Annotated in this window: 22 protein-coding genes; 3 read left to right on the top strand and 19 right to left on the bottom strand. The window is 59.0% G+C overall.

Annotated elements, in window-relative coordinates:
* Nucleotides 1-48: 48 nt before the first annotated feature.
* Nucleotides 49-1,341, bottom strand: coding sequence for a flagellar biosynthesis protein FlhF (flhF, locus tag FCS96_RS06790; protein ID WP_138439466.1), 1,293 nt, complete (start codon nt 1,339-1,341; stop codon nt 49-51).
* A gap of 60 nt (nt 1,342-1,401) precedes the next feature.
* Nucleotides 1,402-3,576, bottom strand: coding sequence for a flagellar biosynthesis protein FlhA (gene flhA, locus FCS96_RS06785; protein WP_138439464.1), 2,175 nt, complete (start codon nt 3,574-3,576; stop codon nt 1,402-1,404).
* 226 nt (nt 3,577-3,802) lie between these two features.
* Between flhA and upp the strand changes: the two genes are divergently transcribed.
* Genes upp through FCS96_RS06770 form a run of 3 tightly spaced genes read left to right on the top strand, consistent with a single transcriptional unit; the run spans nt 3,803 to nt 6,535 of the window.
* Entirely contained in the window at nt 3,803-4,441 is a 639-nt protein-coding gene (upp, locus tag FCS96_RS06780) for a uracil phosphoribosyltransferase (protein WP_138439462.1), read from the top strand.
* Nucleotides 4,442-4,443: 2 nt separating this feature from the next.
* Nucleotides 4,444-5,700, top strand: a complete 1,257-nt coding sequence (locus FCS96_RS06775) for a uracil-xanthine permease family protein (RefSeq protein ID WP_138439460.1) — start codon at nt 4,444-4,446, stop codon at nt 5,698-5,700.
* Nucleotides 5,681-6,535 carry a class I SAM-dependent methyltransferase gene (locus FCS96_RS06770; RefSeq protein ID WP_138439459.1) on the top strand — a complete coding sequence of 285 codons (855 nt, stop codon included), beginning with the start codon at nt 5,681-5,683 and terminating at the stop codon, nt 6,533-6,535. Before FCS96_RS06775 ends, FCS96_RS06770 begins: the two co-directional genes overlap by 20 nt.
* 386 nt (nt 6,536-6,921) lie before the next feature.
* Here FCS96_RS06770 and flhB read toward each other — a convergent pair whose 3' ends face one another.
* The 17 genes from flhB to fliF form a co-directional block, all read right to left on the bottom strand.
* Nucleotides 6,922-8,058, bottom strand: a complete 1,137-nt coding sequence (gene flhB, locus FCS96_RS06765) for a flagellar biosynthesis protein FlhB (RefSeq protein WP_138439457.1) — start codon at nt 8,056-8,058, stop codon at nt 6,922-6,924.
* 37 nt (nt 8,059-8,095) lie between these two features.
* Nucleotides 8,096-8,881, bottom strand: coding sequence for a flagellar biosynthetic protein FliR (gene fliR / locus FCS96_RS06760; RefSeq protein ID WP_138439455.1), 786 nt, complete (start codon nt 8,879-8,881; stop codon nt 8,096-8,098).
* A 3-nt stretch (nt 8,882-8,884) separates the two neighbouring features.
* Nucleotides 8,885-9,154 (bottom strand): flagellar biosynthesis protein FliQ, encoded by a 270-nt coding sequence (gene fliQ, locus FCS96_RS06755; RefSeq protein WP_041341354.1) that lies wholly within the window; start codon nt 9,152-9,154, stop codon nt 8,885-8,887.
* A gap of 8 nt (nt 9,155-9,162) precedes the next feature.
* Complete coding sequence (fliP, locus tag FCS96_RS06750; RefSeq protein WP_138439454.1) at nt 9,163-9,939, bottom strand: flagellar type III secretion system pore protein FliP; 777 nt, start codon at nt 9,937-9,939, stop codon at nt 9,163-9,165.
* Nucleotides 9,940-9,943: 4 nt separating this feature from the next.
* Nucleotides 9,944-10,390: a flagellar biosynthetic protein FliO gene (gene fliO / locus FCS96_RS06745; protein WP_138439452.1), complete on the bottom strand. Its 447-nt coding sequence runs from the start codon at nt 10,388-10,390 to the stop codon at nt 9,944-9,946.
* Nucleotide 10,391: 1 nt separating this feature from the next.
* Complete coding sequence (gene fliN / locus FCS96_RS06740) at nt 10,392-10,880, bottom strand: flagellar motor switch protein FliN (RefSeq protein WP_138439450.1); 489 nt, start codon at nt 10,878-10,880, stop codon at nt 10,392-10,394.
* Nucleotides 10,873-11,871, bottom strand: coding sequence for a flagellar motor switch protein FliM (fliM, locus tag FCS96_RS06735; protein ID WP_138439448.1), 999 nt, complete (start codon nt 11,869-11,871; stop codon nt 10,873-10,875). The genes fliN and fliM overlap by 8 nt, the downstream gene beginning before the upstream one ends.
* Nucleotides 11,872-11,911: 40 nt before the next feature.
* Nucleotides 11,912-12,427 carry a flagellar basal body-associated FliL family protein gene (locus FCS96_RS06730; protein WP_138439447.1) on the bottom strand — a complete coding sequence of 172 codons (516 nt, stop codon included), beginning with the start codon at nt 12,425-12,427 and terminating at the stop codon, nt 11,912-11,914.
* A gap of 206 nt (nt 12,428-12,633) precedes the next feature.
* Complete coding sequence (locus tag FCS96_RS06725) at nt 12,634-13,842, bottom strand: flagellar hook-length control protein FliK (RefSeq protein WP_138439445.1); 1,209 nt, start codon at nt 13,840-13,842, stop codon at nt 12,634-12,636.
* A 125-nt stretch (nt 13,843-13,967) separates the two neighbouring features.
* Nucleotides 13,968-14,315 carry an Hpt domain-containing protein gene (locus tag FCS96_RS06720; protein WP_138439443.1) on the bottom strand — a complete coding sequence of 116 codons (348 nt, stop codon included), beginning with the start codon at nt 14,313-14,315 and terminating at the stop codon, nt 13,968-13,970.
* Nucleotides 14,316-14,339: 24 nt separating this feature from the next.
* Nucleotides 14,340-16,106, bottom strand: coding sequence for a PP2C family protein-serine/threonine phosphatase (locus FCS96_RS06715; RefSeq protein WP_138439441.1), 1,767 nt, complete (start codon nt 16,104-16,106; stop codon nt 14,340-14,342).
* 26 nt (nt 16,107-16,132) lie between these two features.
* Nucleotides 16,133-16,438 (bottom strand): STAS domain-containing protein, encoded by a 306-nt coding sequence (locus FCS96_RS06710; RefSeq protein ID WP_138439440.1) that lies wholly within the window; start codon nt 16,436-16,438, stop codon nt 16,133-16,135.
* Between the two features lie 130 nt (nt 16,439-16,568).
* The gene (fliJ, locus tag FCS96_RS06705; RefSeq protein WP_138439439.1) at nt 16,569-17,012 is read right to left on the bottom strand and encodes a flagellar export protein FliJ; all 444 of its coding nucleotides are present in this window, start codon (nt 17,010-17,012) and stop codon (nt 16,569-16,571) included.
* Complete coding sequence (fliI, locus tag FCS96_RS06700) at nt 17,012-18,418, bottom strand: flagellar protein export ATPase FliI (protein ID WP_407658070.1); 1,407 nt, start codon at nt 18,416-18,418, stop codon at nt 17,012-17,014. Before fliI ends, fliJ begins: the two co-directional genes overlap by 1 nt.
* Nucleotides 18,390-19,283, bottom strand: a complete 894-nt coding sequence (locus FCS96_RS06695) for a flagellar assembly protein FliH (protein WP_138439436.1) — start codon at nt 19,281-19,283, stop codon at nt 18,390-18,392. Before FCS96_RS06695 ends, fliI begins: the two co-directional genes overlap by 29 nt.
* Nucleotides 19,283-20,326 (bottom strand): flagellar motor switch protein FliG, encoded by a 1,044-nt coding sequence (gene fliG, locus FCS96_RS06690; RefSeq protein ID WP_138439434.1) that lies wholly within the window; start codon nt 20,324-20,326, stop codon nt 19,283-19,285. The genes FCS96_RS06695 and fliG overlap by 1 nt, the downstream gene beginning before the upstream one ends.
* The gene (gene fliF, locus FCS96_RS06685) at nt 20,319-22,025 is read right to left on the bottom strand and encodes a flagellar basal-body MS-ring/collar protein FliF (RefSeq protein ID WP_138439432.1); all 1,707 of its coding nucleotides are present in this window, start codon (nt 22,023-22,025) and stop codon (nt 20,319-20,321) included. The genes fliG and fliF overlap by 8 nt, the downstream gene beginning before the upstream one ends.
* Nucleotides 22,026-22,027: the final 2 nt, after the last annotated feature.

The raw sequence follows: 22,027 nt of genomic DNA, 5'->3' as shown, positions 1-22,027 counted from the left end.
CGTTCTGCACGCCGGATACTCCATCATCCGATACAGGTGTCACTATACTCAAGCCCCTTCAGCCACCGATTGCTGTTGCTGAATATTTTTTAAACGCACCACACCTAAGCGAACCAGGGGAACGGCTTCTGCGTGATGCAGGTCCTCGGGGATTTTCTGTCCATCCGTGTAATAGGCCACCGGCAACCCGGTTTCCATGACAAACCCCAGAGATTCGCCCAGGGTAAGGGCTTCGTCAATCTTAGTCATCACGCAGCCCGCAAGATTTGCCATCTTATAGCAATGCCAAACGGATTTCATGATGCGCGGCTGGCTGGTGGCGGACACCACCAAATGGGTGCGAATGTTGTGATGACTCTGCGCCAATTCGGACAACTGCTCTTCATAGCCTTTATCTGAGCTGGTCAGGCCTGCGGTATCGATAAGCACCATGTGGCGGTCGGACAATTCATCCAGGATGGAATCCAGCGAGTGGCTTTCATCGACTACCCGCACCGGCACATTGAGAATGCGCCCAAATACGAACAGCTGCTCGTGGGCGGCAACCCGGTATCGGTCAGTGGTCACCAGCGCCAGCGAATCAGCCCCGTGCCGAAGTACGTAGCGAGCCGCCAGTTTTCCAATGGTGGTGGTCTTGCCGGACCCAGTGGGGCCCACCAGAGCGTAAACTCCACCCTCGTCCAGCCATTCCTCACGAGCCGTGCGCACACCGGTGGCGAGCATCTTTAGGGATTGTTTCCAGCCCTCATCGAGCCGGCCGCCTTTATGCCGGCGTGACAGAGACGCCGCCAGATCGCTGCTCAAACCAAACTCCTGCAGGCGCTCTGCCAGCCGCTGCTGCACGGCGTTGCTGGCAGGCTTGGCAGGCTCAGCCGCCCGACCATGCATCAAATCCCGCAAGGAACTGATTTCCGCTCGCATCTGAGCCAGCTCATCCGAATAGCCGGAAGTGCCGCCTGCTGATCGGGTAGTCGGCTCTTCAGTATCGACCATGGCCGCGTCGCTCAGCTCGGCGAACGAAGCGCCGGCATAGCCCGCGCCCGCTTTTGACCGCTTCTCGCGGACGTCACGAATGCGATCCCGCGACCGGCCCAGTTCGTCTTCCAGGCGACGGTGCTGATCGGCCTGCATTTCCGCCAGTCGTGATCCGTTGGTGGCGGTCTCAGCCTGCTCGCCAAGACGCTGACGCGCCATATTCTCGTCGTAGTCCAGCGCCGTCACGATTTCGACACCGCCTTCGACACGGCGATTGGAAAGAATTACGGCATCCGGGCCCATCTGTTCACTGACCTGCTTCAGCGCCTCTGACATGCTCTGCGCAAAAAACCGTTTTACTTTCATGCTGCCTCATCCTCCACCGGCACCGCCGCCTGGGCGTTGTCCGTACTGGGGTCCGTGTGCTTACTGGCCAACGGACGCCACGATAGTGATCTGTTTGTTATCCGGAATTTCCTGGTACGAGAGCACGTGCAAACGCTCGACTCCGTAACTCGCAAACCGCGCCAGAACCGGCCGAAGCGGCCCCGAGACCAGCAGGATGGCCGGCTTCCCAAGCATTTCCTGGCGCTGCACGCTTTCCTGAAGGGAGCGCTGCAGTTTTTCCACCATGTTCGGCTCGAGAACCAACCCAATGTCATCCTGACCGCCGGATTGTTGACTCTGTTGAACAGACTTCAGCAATAACTGTTCCAGATCTGGATCCAGAGTAATAACCGGTATCTCAGCCTCGTTGCCGCAGATACTCTGAACGATCATGCGACGCAGGGATTGGCGGGCTGCCGTGGTCAGCAATTTCGGGTCCTGACTCTTCGGGTGCACGTTGACCACTGCCTCGGCAATGGAGCGCATATCCCGGATTGGCACCTCTTCTTTCAGCAGGTTCTGCAGCACCTTCAGCAGCAGACTGATGGACACGGTGGTCGGCACCAGTTCCTCGGCCAGCTTGGGTGACACTTTCTCCAACTGGTCCAGCCACTTCTGGACTTCTTCGTGACCCAGCAGCTCGTGGGCGTGCTTCTGCAGGACCTGATTGAGATGGGTTGCCACCACAGTGCTGGCATCCACTACGGTGTAACCGAGAGTCTGGGCCTGATCTTTCTTGTCCTGCTCGATCCAGCTGGCGTCCAGGCCAAAGGCCGGATCCTTTCCTTCAATGCCTTCAATCTTGCCGAACACCTGACCCGGGTCGATAGCCAGCTCCCGCTCCGGATGAATTTCAGCCTCGGCAATGGTGACGCCCATCAGGGTAATGCGATAAACGTTGGGCATCAGGTCCAGATTGTCGCGAATATGAACCGACGGCATCAGGAAGCCCAGATCCTGGGACAGTTTCTTGCGCACGCCCTTAATCCGGCTCAACAGCTGACCACCCTGGGATTTATCAACCAGTGGAATCAGCCGATAGCCAACCTCCAGTCCTACGATGTCGACGGTGGCGACGTCATCCCAACCCAATTCCTTGGTCTCACTTGGCGCTGGCAGCTCTCGGCCATGATCGCCATCGCCGCCCGGGGGCAAGTCACCACCTGCCGACCGAGGCATGCCACCGGAACCACCCCGCACCGGAAAGGCTCCGTCTTCCTCGACGGTTTGGCGATCGTGCTTCCAGATATACCAGGCTGCGCCGGCGGCAAGGCTGCCGAGTCCCAGGAAGGCAACGTGGGGCATACCCGGAATCAGACCCAGGATAATCAGGATGCCAGCGGCGATGGCCAGGGCCTTGGGCGCGCTGAACATCTGACTCAGAATCTGCCCGCCCATGTCCTGACTGGACGTTACCCGGGTCACCATGATGGCGGCGGAGGTGGAGAGCAGCAGCGACGGAATCTGGGCGACCAGGCCGTCACCAATGGTCAGCAAGGCGTAACGCTGCATGGCCAGACCAAAGTCCAGATCGTGTTGCAGCATGCCGATGGCGACACCACCAATAATGTTGATGGCCAGGATAAGCAGGCCGGCAACTGCATCGCCTTTAACGAATTTCGAGGCACCGTCCATAGAACCGTAGAAGTCGGCTTCCTGGGCGATTTCCGAACGGCGGTGTTTGGCTTCGTCCTGATTGATCAGGCCGGCGTTCAGGTCGGCATCAATGGCCATCTGCTTGCCGGGCATAGCGTCGAGGGTAAAGCGGGCGCTGACTTCGGAGACTCGCCCAGCACCTTTGGTCACAACCAGAAAGTTGATGATCATCAGTATGGCAAACACCACCAGACCAACCGCGTAGTTGCCACCAATCAGCACTTCGCCAAAGGATTCGATGACCTTACCGGCGGCGTCGCCACCCTCGTGCCCCTCTAACAGCACGATCCGGGTCGAGGCCACATTCAGAGCAAGTCGCAGCAGCGTTGCCACCAACAGTACGGTCGGGAATGAGGCGAACTCCATCGGACGCATGGCGTAGACACACACCAGCAGGATGACGATGGACAGCGTAATGTTGAAGGTAAAGAAGACGTCCAGCAGGAAGGCCGGCATGGGCAGGATCATCATGCCCAGCAACCCCATCAGCATGACCGGGACACCCAGATTTCCCCGCGTCAGGGATTTGACGTTATTAAGGACTAAAGCTCTGTCCATGCCGGATACTTCTCCGATTGGCTGTGCGTGACCGCGTGCTCAGGGTCGAAAACCTGACGCAAAGGCGTCGTTTCAGACTGGTGTGGCAAGATCCGTACCACTCCTTACTCGATTTCCATGTGCTTTCGAGGCGTGTCGCCTGACGTACCCGTCCAGATGCGGTATCCTTGCGCCATTTGAACGCGCCGCAAATCCATTTAAGACCAACCAGACTCACAGGTGACTCATGCCAATTCACGAGGTCAAACATCCCCTGATCCAACACAAACTCGGCCTGATGCGCCGGTCGGACATCAGCACCAAGAATTTCCGTGAGCTGGCACAAGAAGTTGGCGCCCTGCTGACTTACGAAGCGACGAAAGATTTCAACCTGCAGGAAAAGACCATCGAAGGCTGGGCCGGACCGGTCAACGTTGAACAGATCCACGGCAAGAAGATCACCATTGTCCCGATCCTGCGTGCCGGCCTTGGCATGCTGGACGGCGTTCTGAGCCTGATCCCGGTCGCCCGGGTGAGCGTGGTCGGCCAGATCCGTAACGAAGAAACCCTGGAAGCCAGCACCTACCTGGAGAAACTGGTGGGCGAACTGGACCAGCGTATGGCACTGATCGTGGACCCGATGCTTGCCACTGGCGGCTCAATGATTTCGACCATCGATCTGCTGAAAAAAGCCGGTAGCACCGAAATCCGTGCGCTGATCCTGGTTGCGGCGCCTGAAGGCGTTGAAAAAGTGCTTGAAGCCCATCCGGACGTCTCCATCTACACCGCCTCTGTCGACGAGCGCCTGAACGAGAAAGGCTACATCCTGCCTGGTCTGGGTGATGCTGGTGACAAGATCTTCGGCACCAAGCAGAAGGACCTCTAAGCATGCTGGAACACACTAATGAACCAACCTGGAAACAGGCGCTAGCCGGTTCCCAGATGCTGCTGGTTGCCTTTGGCGCCCTGGTGCTGATGCCACTGATTACCGGGCTTGATCCGAACGTCGCCCTGTTCACCGCCGGCATGGGCACCATCGTGTTCCACATCGTCACCGGCGGCCAGATCCCGATCTTTCTGGCGTCGTCGTTTGCCTTTATTGCCCCGGTCATTGCCTCCAAGGGCCGATTCGGCATGGAAGAAACCCTGGGCGGCCTGATGGCAGCGGGCATTCTCTACATCTTATTAAGTGGTTTGGTTCGCCTTCGTGGCACAGGCTTTGTGCGTGCTTTGCTGCCGCCAGTGGTCATCGGCCCAGTTATCATGACCATCGGCCTGGGCCTCGCACCCGTTGCCGTACACATGGCCTCCGGCCGGACCGGCGACGGCTCCACTCAACTGATCCCCTACGATACTGCTATCTGGATCGCGATGATTTCCCTGGCCGTGACCATCATCATGTCAGTATGGGCGAAGGGCATCTTCCGCCTGATCCCGATCATGTTTGGTGTCATCACCGGCTACGTGCTGTCCGCTTTTGCCGGCATCGTCGACACCACGCCCATCCAGGAAGCTCCCTGGCTGGCGGTACCGAACTTTGTCGCGCCTGAGTTCAGCTGGGGCGCTATCATGTTCATGATTCCGGTGGCCATCGCCCCGGCCATTGAGCACATCGGTGATGTTCTGGCCATCGGCAACGTCACCCGCAAGAACTTCCTGGAAAAGCCCGGGCTGCACCGCACACTACTGGGCGACGGCCTGGCCACCAGTGCCGCAGCAGCCCTGGGTGGACCACCCAACACCACCTACTCGGAAGTGACCGGTGCGGTCATGCTCACCAAGAACTTCAACCCGCGGGTCATGTGGTGGGCCGCTGTGGTTGCCATCGTGCTGGCATTCGTTGGTAAGTTTGGCGCCGCCCTGCAGACCATTCCGGTTCCTGTCATGGGCGGCATCCTGTGCCTGCTGTTTGGCTCCATCGCAGTGGTGGGTCTGAACACGCTGATTCGCCATCAGGTGGATCTGTCCCAGTCACGCAACCTGGTAATTGTGGGTGTGACCCTCGTGTTCGGTATTGGCGGCATGGTGCTGGGCCACTTGGAAGGCATCGCCCTGTGTGCCGTCGCGGCCATCATCCTGAACTTGATCCTGCCCGGCAGCCGCGAGGCTTGGGGCAAAGCGGTGTATGAGCAGCAAGCCGACTGATAGCTCCGGCATCAGTTTCACCGCCCTCTATACCGGTGCCGTCTGGCACCGGTATGGTCTCTCCGACGACATCCTCGCCACTGAACAGGGCCGCTGGCTCTACCACCTGATGACCCCGTTCGAATCCGCCAGCAAGGCGGCCATCGGCGGCAATATCCGAACCTTCCTGCTGCAACGCCATTTGATCATGGATCACCTGATTGATCAGGCGATTCAAGACACCGGCACTACCCAGGTTCTGGAAATAGCCTGCGGCATGTCTCCCAGAGGACTTCGATTGCGGCAACGGCATCCCCTGGTGCACATGGTGGAAGCCGACCTACCGGACATGGCCGGCCGCAAGGCAATGCGTCTTCTGGCGGCGGGACGCCTGGGCGAGCATCACCAGGTAACACCCATCGATATCCTGGCCGACCACGGCCAATACCAGATCGAAAAAGTCATCGATCGCGTGTTCGACAATGCCAAGCCGGTGATCATCGTCACCGAAGGCCTGACCAGCTACTTCTCACTGGATGTCATCAGCGACTTCTGGCGCCGCCTGGCAAAGGTAATGGCTGATCGCCCCGGTTCGCTCTACATCACCGAAAGCTACTACCGCCCCAGACAGCCCTTGCTCAACGGCACCCTCAAGACACTGGGCGCCCTGCTCGGCACCGCGACCCGCAGCCAGGTATCGTTCCACTTTCAAACTGACGACGAGGCCCAGCGCCATTTCCTGTCGTGTGGTTTCGACTCAGCCACCGTCCACGATCCACGGGCTTGGTACGGCACACTACCGATACCCGAGAGTCGCGGGGAGCCTATGGTTCGGGTTATTGCCTGTAGCAGTTAGCCAGCCTCTAGCACCGCTCCTAGCCTGGAAGGCTTGGCGTCTGTGGCCGGACGGTAAGGCTTTCCAAAACCCGCTCAAGCACATCCCTGTGGCGCTTGAGCTCCGCCATCCATGGCTCCGCACAGTTTTGGAAAGCCTTACCGCCCAGCCACCTGCTGGCTTCGGAGAAATACCATGCTTAAACGAATTTCGGGGAATTAAGCGGAGCTTGTTGGAAGAAAGCTGGAATATCGAGGAACTACAAGGTGTTTGTGGGTGGCCCTCCCAAAAATGTTGGAGGCCAAGGATGGCCGGAAACAAGCGCACATGGACGTGCTCGTAGCGGTTTTTGGGAGGGCCACCCACAAACACCCATCACCAAAACTCGAAGGCTAGGTGCTCAAGAGCTAAACATCGCGCCGCAAGTCCGAAGGAATCGGGAACTCAGGCATACCGGGTTTCGCCCCACGCCCCTTGCGGAACTGTCGGAGCTGGAACACGTAGGCCAGCACCTGGGCGATGGCCATGTAGAGACCGTCGGGGATCTCGTCGCCGATGTCGGCGTTGTGGTATGTAGCCCGGGTGAGCGGAGGCGTACGCAGCACTTCCACCTTGTTCTCGCGGGCGATCTCCATGATTTTGAAGGCCACCTCGTCGGCTCCCTTGGCCACCACTACCGGCGCCGCCATGGATTTTTGATCGTACTTCAGCGCCACCGCATAGTGGGTCGGGTTGGTGATCACCACGTCGGCGGTCGGTACATCCTGCATCATGCGGCGCTGGGCCATCTCGCGCTGGAGCTGCCGGATCTTGCCTTTAACTTCCGGCTTGCCCTCGGTGTCCTTGTACTCGTCCTTCACCTCCTGCTTGGTCATTCGGAGTTTTTTCTGGTGGTCGTAGATCTGGAACGGCACGTCAATCAGCGAAATGATGATGGTGGCGCAGGAGAGCAGGAAGAAACTCCAGCCCAGGGTCCACAAAACGTGCTCCATGGCCGGTACCGCTGGTTCCTCGGCGATACTGAGCAGGTCTTCGGTTCTGAGATTCAGGATGAGAACGGCTACTGACATCACCAGGCCGACCTTGGCGATGGCCTTCACCAGCTCAATCAGCGAACGGGCGGAAAACATGCGGCCCAGCCCCTTGATGGGGTTCATCCGGCTCAGCTTGGGTGCGATTGCCTTGCCGCTGAACAGCAGGCCGCCGATGCCGATGGAGCCGAAGATGGCAGCAATCAACAAGACCACCAGTATCGGTGATAACGCCCAGGCTGCTTCTTTCGCGGAAGCCATGAGCTGAATGCTCATGTGGCGGGTATCAAAGATGGCCGAGCGCTCCAGCACAAAACTGTCGCGCATGATGGCTTCCAGGCTGGCACCCAGACTGGAGCCGAACATCAGCAGGCCGCCAGCGCCTGCCATGAGCACAGCCATGGTGGCCAGCTCACGGGAACGGGCGGTCTGGCCCTCGTCCTTGGCTTTTTCAAGCCTTCGGGGCGTGGCCTCTTCCGTTTTTTCCTGACTGTTGTCGTTCTCTTCGGCCATGGTTCAGCGTCTTCGGGCGCTACAGGTGGACAGGCGTTTACGGCTGCCCCTGCAACTGCCTCATGAATTCAAACGTCTCCCGCGTGTACTGATCGAAGTGCGGCAGAAAGTTGGCGTGCAGTACCCATATGGAAAATAATCCAAAAATCAGGCCAATCGGGAAACCCAGGGCAAAGATGTTCATCTGGGGCGCGGCGCGGGTCATCACGCCGAAGGAGATGCTGACGATGAGCACGGCGGTAACCGCAGGCAGCGCCAGCAGCATGGCGGAGGCGAACATCCAGCTGATGCGATGAGCCAAATCCCACAACCCGCCCTGTCCCAGGCCTTCCAGGCCGATGGGCAAGGTCCGGAAACTTTCAATGAATACTTCGAAAACGGCCAGGTGCCCATTCATCGCCAGGAACAGTAGCGTGATGGTGATGGTGTAAATCTGCGACAGCACAGGAACGTTGACGCCGTTGGCCGGGTCCACCATGGACGCAAAACCAAGGCCCATCTGCATGGCGATCATCTGGCCGGCAACAACAAATAACTGCCACAGTGCCGTTAAGGCAAAGCCCAGGCCGACACCTATCAGAATCTGCTGCAATGTGATCACCACGGCATCAGCACTGAGCGCTTCAACTTGGGGGACCGGCGGAATCAGCGGAACAATCAGTATGGTCATCAACAGCGCCAGACCCAGACGAACCCGGGCCGGCACGAGTTGGGTGCCGAAGATGGGAATCACCATCAGGAAACTGGCCAGCCGGAACAGCGGCCACAGGTGCTGGCCTACCCACTGCCCCAGCAGATCCGCACTGAATTCCGCTGGTATCATCCGTTAGCCAATCAGGTAGGGAATGCTGGAGATCAGCCGGTTGGCATGGTCCAGCAACTTGGTCAGCATCCAGGGCCCGGCAACAATAATGACGATCAGGGTTACCAACAGCCGCGGCAGAAAACTGAGGGTCTGTTCGTTGATCTGAGTCGCGGCCTGGAAGGTACTGACCACCAGACCGATGAGCAAGCCCGGCACGATAATGACCGACGCCAACAGCACGATCATCCACAGCGCCTCACGAAGAATATCGATGACAGTTTCCGGAGTCATTGCGCCCCCTATATTCCGTAACTGGCGGCTAGCGTGCCCATGATCAGGGCCCAGCCATCCACCAGTACAAACAGCATGATCTTGAACGGCAGTGAGATGATGATCGGTGACAGCATCATCATACCCATGGCCATCAGGACACTGGCGACCACCATGTCGATGATCAGGAACGGGATAAACAGGATAAAGCCGATCTGGAATGCGGTCTTCAGCTCACTGGTGACGAAGGCCGGCATCAGCACCCAGAAGGACACGTCGTCGGGGGTCTGGTACTGCTCATCGGCCATCCGCATGAACAGCGCCAGATCACTTTCCCGGGTCTGCTCCAGCATGAACTTTTTAAACGGAACGCTGGCCAGTTCGACCGCCTCCAGGGAAGTCACCTCCTCCTGCAGGTAGGGTTGCAAACCAACGCGGTTGGCCTCTTCCAAAACCGGCTTCATGATGAAGATACTGAGAAACAGCGCCAGCCCGAGCAGAATCTGGCTAGAGGGTGTCGCCTGGAGGCCAAGGGCCTGGCGAAGAATGGCGAACACCACGATGATCCGGGTGAACGAGGTCATCATCATCAGCATCGCCGGCAGAAAGGTCAGCGCCGTCATCAGCGCCAGTATCTGCAGGGTCACCGAGTACTCCTGAACGCCCTCGCCTTCACCAGGTTCCACGGTAAAGGCCGGAATGCCGGGAATGCCGCCAGACTCCTGGGCCATGGACAGCGGTGCCCAGACAACGCCGAGCAAAAACACCAATACCGGGATAAACCGTTTGAGAAGCAAAGCAGGCATGAGGTCAGTCTTTCCTTGCGGGCGAAGTCCAGGATTTACCAATCATGCCCTGGAGCCGGCGGGAAAATTCTCCGGAGGGTGGATTGCTGGCATCGACCACCGGCTCATCGAACACATGGAGTGTGCGGATAGCAGAGGGCGTGATGCCCAACAGGATCTGCTGGCCACCCACTTCAATCAGCGCCAGGCGCTCGCGGGCGCCCAAGGCCATGACCGAAACCACCTTGATGGCGTTGTTGTTCATTCCGGTCATGCCGTTCATGCGCCGGATAATCCAGGCGCAGCCGTAGATGAGCGCAATCACGGCAATCAGACCTAGGCCCAGGCTGACCAGGGTACCCATGGTATCCGGGGCGCGGGCCGGTAGTTCCTGGGCCGTTTTCCCTGCCTCTTCCGCCCACACTGGATTTGCCAGCGTGAACGCGATCAGACCGACCAGCTTCGACCACATGTTATTTCTGCAACCGTTTGATGCGCTCGCCCGGACTGATGACGTCGGTCAGGCGAATACCGAATTTTTCATTCACCATGACCACTTCACCGTGGGCAATCAGGGTACCGTTCACCAACACATCCAGCGGTTCGCCCGCCAGCCGGTCCAGTTCGATCACCGAACCCTGGTTGAGTTGCAGCAGGTTGCGGATCGGAATCTGGGTGTTACCGACTTCCATGGAGATGGTCACCGGAATGTCCAGAATTACGTCCATGTCCGGGGCCGGCCCGGTGCCCTGGGACGGCTCGTTCACATGATCGAACTCTTCCATGGGCGCGGCCTGAACATCATTGTCTTTCTCGGTCTCGCCCGCCTCGGCCATGGCCGCCGCCCACTCATCCTCAGCAGAATCGCCGTCGTCACCCGACTCTTCCATGGCCGCTTCCCACTCGGCGGCCAGCTTTTCGTCTTCGCTGAGCTGCTGTTCGTCTTTGCTGTCGTCAGCCATTGCGTCCCACCTTCAGTTGTTTCTTGACCTTGGGCAGCGATGCCCTCTCTTGAATTCGAAGGGCCAGCTTGCCGTCACGCGTGCCCATAGTGGCCTTGTAAACCGGAATACCGTTTGCGGTCACCGTCAGATGTTCGGGAATCTCTACCGGGATAATGTCGCCCGCCTTCATCTTGGCAATGTCGCGCAGAGAAATCCGGCGCCGGCACACGGTGGTGTTCACCGGCACGTTCACGTCCTGGATGTCTTCCTGCAGAGCGTTAACCCAACGCTCGTCCACGTCGTCGATGTCACTCTGCACACCGGCATCCAGCACGTCGCGAATGGGTTCGATCATGGAATACGGCAGCGCGAAATGCAGCTCACCACCGCCACCGTCCAGTTCAATGTGGAAAGTGCTGACCACCACCACTTCACTGGGGCTGACGATGTTGGCCATGGCCGGATTCACTTCTGAACTGAGGTACTCAAAATCCACTTTCAGAACGGCCTGCCAAGCCTCTTTCATGTCGGTGAAGACCTGGTCGAGCACCATCTGCACAATTCGGGTTTCGGTCGGGGTGAATTCCCGGCCTTCGATCTTGGCGTGCCGACCTTCACCACCAAAGAAGTTATCGACCAGCTTGAACACCAGCTTGGCATCCAGTACGAACAGCCCCGCGCCACGCAACGGGCGAACCTTGCACAGATTAAGGCTGGTGGGGACATACAGGGTATGGATGTACTCACCAAACTTCATGATCTGCACGCCACCGGTAGAGACATCGGCGTTACGACGCATGAGATTGAACAGGCTGATCCGGGTGTAACGCGCAAAACGCTCGTTGATCATCTCCAGGGTCGGCATCCGGCCACGGACGATACGATCCTGGCTGGCAAGGTCATAGGACTTTACGCCGGTATCGTCGGTCTCTTCATAGGTATCGATATCCCCATCGTCCACACCATGGAGGAGGGCATCGATTTCATCCTGTGACAACAAGTCCTGCATACGTAGTCCTGCCCCTGAAATGCCTTACCCGCTTGGGGTCCTATTGCACCACAAAATTTCTGAACAATACCCGCTTGATGGCGGGCTCGCCTTCCTGTTCCAGTACCTGGTTGACCGATGTCGACATCCGCTCAGCCAGGCCCTGACGCCCTTCCGGCGTCTGCAAATCCTCAAACTTACTGCTACCCAGAACCGTCACCAGCTGACTCCGGATCAGCGGCATGTGCAATTCTGCCGCCGCCAAGGCCTGTGGGTCAGTCGCCTCGAGGGCCAGGTAAACCTGAGCGTACCGCTGGCGCCCATCACTGGCCTGCACCGTAGTCACCACGGCTTTGTTTAACTTCACGTAGGTGCTGGGCACGAAGGTCTCTTCCACCGTTTCTTCGGTGGCTTCACCCTCGTCGCTGGCCATGCCAGGAAGACTGCCGCCGAGAAACCAGAGCGTGCCCACGATCGAAAGCGCGATGGCCAGCACAACAATGATCACCAGCATGACGATCATTTTCAGTTTGCCTTTTGGGGCCGGTTCCGCTGCAGGTTCGTTATTTTCAGCCATAGTCTTTGCTTTGCCAGAAATCCGTCAGACGGAGGGTTTTTCCGCGACTTTTATGAATTCGATGCAAAGGGTGGGCCAGAAAACCCACTCCTGCCGTTAGGAACAGCAGTTTAGCGTTGCGCGGGAAGATGGGCAAAACAGATTGAAGAGAATTCTTAAAAGAAGGAATCACTTACAGGTCAGGGCGGAGAACGACTCCTTCGCCATCAGGCGAAGACGTCGACCTCGCCTTTCCAGCTCAGGTCCAGATTACCGGTTTGAATGTCGGCCTCTTCGGCGTCAGCCAACAGGGAATCGCCTGAGTTGCCACCGTTGCCACTGGCCTGTTCCTCGCCAGAGGTCTGTTCACCACTGTGCTGTTGGGGCGAATCGGAGACATCGAACCGGGCCAGGTTCAGGCCCTGCTCTCCCAACATGTCACGGAGTCGATGGGACTGCTGCTCCAATTGATCCCGGACAATCGGGTTGGCTGAGTGCACGGTGATGTTGGCCTGCTCGTTCTGCACCCGAACTTTCACCTCCATCGGCCCCATGTCCGCCGGTGTCAGATGGATTTCCGCCACCGACATATTTCTGGCGGTCAACCAACTGAGCTTGCCCACCAGCTTGTCGCCCCAGTCGGCCTGGCCAACCGGGGTGTCGATGGACGTGGCGTAGCTTCTCAGTGGCACGGCAGCCTCAGCAGGAACCTTGGCCGTGGCAGCATTCGCGACCTGCTGGCCAGCTACTTCCAGACTGGACTGGAATCGGCCAGAGGCAATCAGGCTGGCAGGATCAGTAGGCCGACTGGTTTCGGAGCCAACGGTGGTTGCCAGCGCCTCTGTCAGTTGCAGTCCGGCGGTCAGTCCCGGGGTGCTCTGGACCGCCTGCCCGGCCTGTCCCGGTTTGCCACCCGAACCTGTGTTCAACCTGCCGGCGACCGGCATCAGTGTGGGCAGCGGCTCCGTGGTGCCACTTACTCCAGCGGCCTTGCCGCTGACGGCCACGCCGGCCGCTGGGGTCAGCAGGGCCTGGAGTTCGGCAAACGTGGGGGGAATAACTGTTTCTTCCAGGCCCTTGAGGGACTCGCCCGCAGCCTTACCGGACTTTTCGCTGACTTCAACCCCACCCGCAGAGCCGGTGCTGGTTTCGTCCGGAATACTACTATCAGTGCCGGTTTCGGCTTTTTCGCTATCAGCCGCCACGTTCTTTTCGGCCTGCTGCGCAGACTGATCGTTGTCGACCTTGCGGCCATCGTTTGCAGCCTGCTCCGCTCGCCGATCAAATTCTTGCCGGTCCAGGCGCTTTTGTTCCGCGCGGGACACCGACTCGTAACGGCTCTCGCCGTCCGGCGCCTTGGTGGAACCGGACTTTACGGTGTTAACGTCAGTTTTCATCCCTGGGGCGGGAGTCTGGGGAAGAACCATCTGGGGCATGGCAACCTCTTGCCGCTTTCGTCTCTGGGACGCCCAAAACTTGCCAGCTTGAGCTGGCTTGCGGGCTGCGTCCCTACTGTTTTGCAAAAGCTTTGCAAAAGCGATGCCAGTCAATCATTCGATGACTAGCGAACCATCAGCTTTTCGAGCAGATCAGCCACATTGCGAAACTCCTTCTCGATGGCGTCAATAATGGCAGGCACTTTCTCCAATCGCTGTTCTTTGCCCGCATTTTCGGCAGTTCGACACAACTCTCCCAATAAAGGCGCGCCAATGTTGATGCAGCTACCTTTAAAACTGTGGGCGGCGTGGGCCAGGGCCTCGGCGTCCTGCTCGCTAACAGCCTGCTTGAGGCTAGCGATACGTTCACGGGAGTCGTACAGAAACGTGCGCATCAGCACATCAAATTCGTCTTCCATGACATCCTGAAGCTCAGCCAGTGCCTCTCCGTCAAGGTGCGGTTGTTCAGTCATACCTACCCCCTGTTCGTATACCGGTCACTGCCGGTGTGATGACGCCGGATTCGATGAGGTACCGGCGACTTCCCAATCAAATATAATCTCAACCTGGTTACCCTGCTGATGGAACGTGACGGATTCGGCGAGCCGCTTCAACAATAAAAGGCCGCGACCGGCGTATCGGCCGGCTCTTCCTGGTCTCAGCTCCGACTCCAGGATCGGATGATTGTGGAAATCGAAGCCCGAGCCACTGTCCTCACAGACAATGCGCAACCTGCCCCCCGAGGGTGTCATAGAGTGGCTGAGACTGAATCGGATAAAGTGGCCTTCCACCCGACTCAGCCGGCGACGACGCTCTTCGTAATATTGGTCGAAGCCGTCGGCTGACTGCTTCCAGTGCGACGGTAGTTCCAGCACACCATGCTCCAGCGCATTGCTGTAGAGCTCCGCCAGCAAGGTGTAGATTTCGCCGCTCTTGCGCCTCAAACCCGGAACTTCCATGCAGATGTGCAACAGCAACGGCAAGGGACTGAAGTCCCCGAGTGTGCGCTCGCGAATTTCATACTCGCAATGCCATTCCATGGGGCCGGGCAGTGGCGACGGCTCAATGCGGTCGTGAATGGTTGAGATCCCTACCTCGTCGACCATTTCGACACTGCACATGGTCAGGTCGTCAGTGTCGGCGGCGCTCGCTGAAAAATGACCCACGGCTTCCATCACGGCATCGAATGGATGCTGAGTTCCCGCCCGTGACTCCAGCGCCCGCCGAATGCCCGAGTCGCCGAACAACTGGCCCTCGGCGTTGCGTGACTCCAGGAAGCCGTCGGTCAGCATTAACAAGCGGTCGCCCGGCTCGGTTGCCAAGGTATCCATGCCGTCATCGAACTGATCGGAAGGCAGAATGCCGAGCGGCAAATGCCGGGAGGGTACGACCTCCAGTTCCCCGCTGGTACGCACCAGCCAGCCATCGGGCAGGCCACCATTCCAGACCTGCAGTTGGTTATGTTTGAACTCCGTCTCGATCATTCCACCGCAGCAGAACATGCCCGGCGGCAGGATCTTCTTGAGCTTCTGATTAAACTCCCGCAGCACGTCGGCGCCCTTGAAACCTTTGCTGACCATGCCGTAGAAAATCTCCGCCAATGGCATGGCACCGATGGCTGCTGGCAGACCATGACCAGTGAAGTCGCCGATGAAGACTAGCATGCCTCCAGCCGGAAACGGCGCCGCAAACAGGACATCGCCGTTGAACAGGGCTAACGGTGAGGCGTGATGACGAATATTGAAGGCGTCCAGGCAACCGGTGTGGGCCACATTGTCGAAGACCCGTTTGGCTATCTCCTGCTCCGTCACCAATTGCTCGTTACGTTCCCGGATCAGATCCCGCTGACTGGACAAGGCCTGGTGCATCAACCGCATGCGATTGAAGGCATTGATCTTGGCCTCAAGGATGACCCGGTTGTAGGGTTTGGTCAGGAAATCATCGCCACCGGCATCCAGACACTTGGCCAGCTCCTCAGCCTCCGACAGCGAGGTCAGGAAGATCAGCGGTACCATCCGCTCACCCGCCAGGATCTTGATCTGCCGGGCCGCCTCCATGCCGTCCATTACCGGCATCAGGGCGTCCAGCAGCACGATATCCGGTTCGCAGTGCTGGAACAGCTGAACCGCTTCCTGGCCATTCTTCGCCTCGAAAACCCTATGCCCCAGTCGACGTACCAGCACCGCCAGAATCAGACGGTCGGTGTCGCTGTCATCGGCGATCAGAATGGTGAGCGATTTGGGTTCCGCAACGGACTCTTCCACATTGGACTCCGGGCAGCGCGCGTGAATCAGCGGATGGCGAACAACTGCTCGAAATTGGAGATGGACAGGATCCGACGGACGTCGTTGTTGCAGTTTTCGATGGAAATCTGTGCGCCGTCGCCGCCGGCGTAATCCCGGAGCAGGAGCAACATACCAAGCGCGGAACTGTCCAAATAGGTGGTATCCGACAAGTCAACGATGTAGTAGCGAATGCTTTCATCACCGTGCTCGTAGGCATCACGGAAGGCCTGATGGGTGCTGAAGTCAAACCGCCCCACAATACTAATGATCAGAGTCTGGCTGTCTTCACCACGACGTGTCTGAATCGGCATTCCCAAACCTCCGAAGGTATTCTTTGCTGCATGGACCACCCATCTACCATCTACGGGCGAATCTTCTTGGGGTAAGGATAGCCCAACACGACTAAATTGCACTGGCCAGAACTCGGCGCTGTTCTGCTTTTTATCGGCGCCGAGGGCCGAAGGCGCGGCCGGCAGCTTCGTCAGCCAGCTTCTGCTCACGCAGGTCCTGCTCGCGCTGCTCCTGCTGGCGACAGGTCTCAATGTACTTCTCCATGCCCCGCTTGCGCTCGTAGGCTTGTTGCCACTCGGCCCGACGGGCATCGAAGACTTTCTCGGTCTGGTCGAGCTGTTTCTGCTGCTGGACAATGACCTGATCAAGCTGGGCGATGAAGGCCTGCCAGGACTGCAGGCGGCGCACGTCAACGACACCCTGCTGGCTATTGCGAATCTGATCCCGGTATTCCTGCTGGTACTGATTCAGGTTATTGACCTGTTCCCGCTGCTGCTCCACGAGCTTGCGGGCGTCACCCATGCGCTCAAGCGCCTCCTGCTCCTTGCGCTCTTCCAGGGACAACACGACTTCCAGGCGGCGGGAACGAAGCATCAGCCTCTAGCCCCGGAACCGCCGGGCTGGGTATTCACCGCCGCCGACTTGATCCGGTCCGGTGACCGGCGCTCTGGCACCACCGCCAACAACTGCTCAATGCTGTCCTTCAGGGGAGCACTCTCATTCAGTCCTTGCTGCAGGAACTGGCGCATATTGGCAATGTGGGCGATGGCAAAATCCGTTTCCGGATCCGAGCCCTTCACGTAGGCGCCCACACTGATTAGATCCCGGGCCTGCTGATAGCGTGAATAAACCTGTTTGAACCGTTGGGCGCGGGCAAAGTGTTCGGTTTCGGTGACCTGGGGCATAACCCGGCTGATGGAGGCTTCGACATCAATGGCCGGATAATGGCCCTCTTCCGCCAGGCGGCGCGACAACACAATGTGACCATCCAGGATCGCCCGGGCGGCATCGGCAATGGGGTCCTGCTGGTCGTCACCCTCGGTCAGCACGGTGTAGAACGCGGTGATCGAGCCACCGCCGGGCCGGCCGTTACCGGTGCGCTCCACCAGTTGGGGTAATTTTGCGAAGACAGAGGGCGGATATCCCTTGGTTGCCGGTGGTTCGCCGACCGCCAGGGCGATTTCACGCTGGGCCTGGGCGTAACGGGTAAGTGAATCCATCAACAGCAACACCCGCTTGCCCTGATCACGGTAATACTCGGCAATTCGTGTGGTCAGCATGGCCGCACGCAGGCGCATGAGTGGGGAATCGTCGGCGGGAGACGCCACCACCACGGATCGGGACAGGCCTTCGTCACCCAGGATATCCTCGATGAACTCCTTGACCTCCCGGCCCCGCTCACCGATCAGGCCAACCACGGTAATATCGGCATCGGTGAACCGGGTCATCATGCCCAGCAGCATACTCTTACCTACACCACTGCCGGCAAACAGACCCAGGCGTTGGCCCTGCCCTACGGTCAGGAGAGAGTTAATGGCACGAATTCCCACATCCATGGACTGCCGTACCGGCGCACGATTCAGGGGGTTGATGATATCGCCGGTCAGTGCCACCCGGGCTTCGGCCTGCAGCGGCCCCTTGCCGTCAAGGGGCTCGCCACTGCCGTCTACCACACGCCCGAGCATCTGCGGCCCAACCGGAACACGACTGGCGGCCGACACCGGCACCACCCTGGCGCCGGGCTTGAGACCATCAATGGCGGTGAGTGGCATCAGGTAAACCCGGTCGTCCTCGAAGCCCACTACTTCCGCTTCAATGGTGCTGGCACCCTGGCTCTCGATAACACACCGATCGCCTACGACCATGGGGCAACCAACGCATTCCAGGGTCAGTCCCACCATGCGGGTAAGCCGGCCAGACAGCTCCGGGGTCGGTTCGTTGCCAAGAAAATCCTGGAATTTGTTAAGACGGTCAGCCAGACGTGAGGTCATCGCCCGCATCCTTGTCTTCGTCCGATCCATCCTGCGGGGGTGGGTCTTGCGGCTCAGGAGTACTTAGCACGTCCCGTTGGAAATCGGTGAGATCGCCCATCAGGGCATCCAGCTCTTCCACTTCACCAGACTCGCCCTCAGCGGCCTGCTGGGCCAGCATGCTCTGAACCGCGCGTTGAAAACGCTTTTCTACGGTGAAATCCACCAGGCTGTGGCGGGTTTGAACGGTGCAGCCACCGGGCAGTATGGTGTCATCCGCGATAATGGCGGCGGACGAATCCAGTCGTGCAGTCACTTCACGCACAAAGGTTTCGTCGTCGGGATGGATATGAATGCGCAGGTTTTCAGCAGTCGACGGCAAGGCTGACAGAGCCCGCCGGACCACACTCTGAATCTGGGACGAATCCAGGGACAGTTCCCGGAACACCACCGCCCGCGCCAGAACCGTGGTGAGATTCACCAGCGCGCTTTCCACCTCATCTTCATGACGGCGGATTGGCAGCAGCAATTCGCCCATCAGATGTTCAAGGCGGTCGAGCTTGGTATCGATGTCCTTCCGAGTCTCTTCGTAGCCCTGCTTTTCGCCCTGTTCCCGGCCTTCGGCAACACCGGTCTGCAGGCCTTCCTCGTGCCCCTCGGCCCGACCCTCGGCCAATCCGGCCTGATAGCCCGCTTCCCGGCCTTCGTTGTAACCGTCCTCGCGGGCCGCCTTGCGGATCTCCTCGAGATCGGCGGCAGTCAAAGGTTTGACGTCCCGCTCCTCTTCCCGGGCAACTTCATTGCCACGGGCATCCAGCAACGGCAGCTCCCAGCGCTCGTACGCGGTCAGCTGCTCCTTGGGTATGCGGTTAAGACCCTTTGAGGAATCTTTCATCACATCATTTCTTCGCCAGCACCGCCGAGTGAGATTTCACCCGCTTCGGCCATCCGGCGGGCCACGGTGATAATGTCTTTCTGTGCTGCCTCAACCTCGCTGACCTTAACCGGGCCCTTGGCCTCGAGGTCATCCTGCAGCAGCTCGGCAGCGCGCTTGGACATGTTCTTGAAGATCTTGTCCTGGACCGCATCGTCGGCGCCTTTGAGGGCCACTACCAACACTTCCGAAGATACTTCTCGCAGCAGCGCCTGGATGCCGCGATCGTCAATATCTTTTAGGTTGTCGAAGACAAACATCAGGTCCTCGATGGTCGAGGCCAGGTCAGGATCCATATCCTTGATGGAATCCATCAGGTTGCCCTCGATGCTGCGATCCATGAAGTTCATGATATCGGCCGCACGCTTGATACCACCAATCCGGCTGGTCTGAGCGGCTGAACCACCGGAGAACTGCTTCTCCAGAATGTCGTTCAGCTCCTGCAGGGCCTGGGGCTGGATGCTTTCCAGGGAGGCCACGCGCATCATCACATCCAGCCGGACCTTGTCGTCCAGGGTGGCGAGAATTTCAGCGGCCTGGTCCGGGTCCAGATAGGAAATAACGATGGCCTGAATCTGGGGATGTTCGTAACGAATGATGTCACCCACGGCACGGGGTTCCATCCACTTGAGGGTGTCCAGACCGGTGGTGTTACCCCCGATCAGGATGCGGTCGATCAGGCTGGCAGCCTTGTCGTCGCCCAGGGCCTGGGTCAGCATGGCGCGGATATAGTCGTCGTTGCCCACGCCGAGACCGGTCTGACCGCCCACAGCATCGACGAACTGGTTCAGCACGAAACTGACGTCATCCTTACTGACATCCTTCATCTGGGCCATGGCCACGCCCACACGCTGAACCTCTTTCGGGCCCATGTGCTTCAACACCTGCGCTGCATCGGCTTCACCCAGGGACATCAGCAGGATAGCGGCCTGCTCGACCCGCGAGATTTTGCGCTGCGGTTTCTGGGGCGCGCCGGCTCCTGGCTGGTTATCTTGATCAGTCATCAACGTTCACCCACTGGCGCATGACCTGGGCAACCCGGGCCGGGTCTTCTGCTATCAGGCCTTTCAGAGAATTCAGTTGCCTATCATAGCTGTCAGTGGCGCCGGGCAAAAGCAGATCGTCCTGGCCCGACATGGCCTGGCGTAATTCATGACCACCTTCGATGCTGTCGAGATCGCCGTAACCGCGATCGCCGTCGGATCCACCCCGTTCACGTTGGCCACTGCCAGACAGACTCTTCAGGGTCGGGCGCAACAGCCCCAGCACCAGGACCAGAATTACCAGGCCGGCCAGCACCTGCTTCATCAGGTCCCAAAACCAGGGCTGCTCCCAGAATCCCGGTGCTTCGAATTCAATGGATTCTTCCGGCGCAAAAGCGGTGTTCATCACCGTGACACTATCACCACGGGCCGCTGAATAGCCGACCGCATCCCGCACCAGCATACTCAGACGCTGTAGCTCCTGCTCCGGCCAAGGCTGAAAGCTGACTTCACCGGTTTGCGGATCCACCATTTTCATGTCGTCCACCGCCAGCGCTACCGTCACTCGCTTGATACGACCCAACTCCTGGCGCACGTAGCTGACGGTACGGTCCATTTCGTAGTTGCGCGTTGCTTCGCGTCGAACATCCATGGGTTTGCCGGGCGCGCCCTCCTCGCCGTCGCCAGCGGCGGCCTGCTCAGGCACGGTGGCATCGGCCGGCGGCTGATTGGACAGCGCACCCGGAATGCCCAACGGTCCGGCACCGGCAACCCGCTGCTCGGTCATTTCCCGCTCGCTTCGGATCGCCTGCTGCTCAGGATTAAACAACTCTTCCGCCTGCTCTACGGAGGAGAAATCCAGATCCGCCGAGACCTCGGCCCGGTAGCGGCCTTCACCCACGATGGGTGAAATCAGCGATGTCACTCGCCGGCTCAGTCGTTCTTCAACCTTCGAGGTGTACTCGTACTGATCCTGCATGCGGTCAGTTTCGCCGCCAGCTTCCTGGCCCGTGAGCAGGCTGCCATTCTGGTCCACGACCGTGACGTTGCCTTTCTTCATCATCGGGATGCTGCCGGCGACCAGGTTCACCACCGCGTTGATCTGCTCCTGCTCAGGCCGACGACCGGCAAACACCTCCAGGAATACAGAGGCAGATGGCTCGCGGGCATCCCGGACAAACACCGAGCGCTCGGGAATGGCCAGGTGGACCCGGGCGCTACGAACGCCGCGCATGGCGCCAATGGTGCGGGCGAGTTCACCCTCCAGGCCGCGCCGGTAACTGACTGTTTCCATGAACTGCGAGGTGCCCAGACCACGGTCCTGGTCCAGCAGCTCGTAGCCCATGGTTTTCTGATCCGTGACGCCTTCGGCGGCCAGTTTCAGGCGTGCACTGTAGACCTGATCGGAGGGAACCAGCAGCGCGCCGCTCCTGGGGTCCATCTTGTAATCTATACCGTTGCTGTCGAGGATGGTGGTGACATCCTGGGGATTGTACGAAGACAGATCACCCACTACCGGCTGGTAATTTGGCTCCTGCGCCCACAACACCACGGCAACGCCCAGCGCCACACTGGCGGCCAGGCCAACCATCAGACCGATCTGACGCATAAGGTTCAGGCGATTAAAGCCCAGGAACATATCGCTGCTGCTCTCAGGGCCATCGGATGCCTGGGATGCCGGAACATTGGAAGACGTGGTTTGTGCAGGAACGCTGGCCATTG

The organism is Marinobacter alexandrii, from assembly GCF_005871205.1.
GTDB lineage: Bacteria > Pseudomonadota > Gammaproteobacteria > Pseudomonadales > Oleiphilaceae > Marinobacter > Marinobacter alexandrii.
This window is presented reverse-complemented; position numbering and strand designations above follow the sequence as displayed.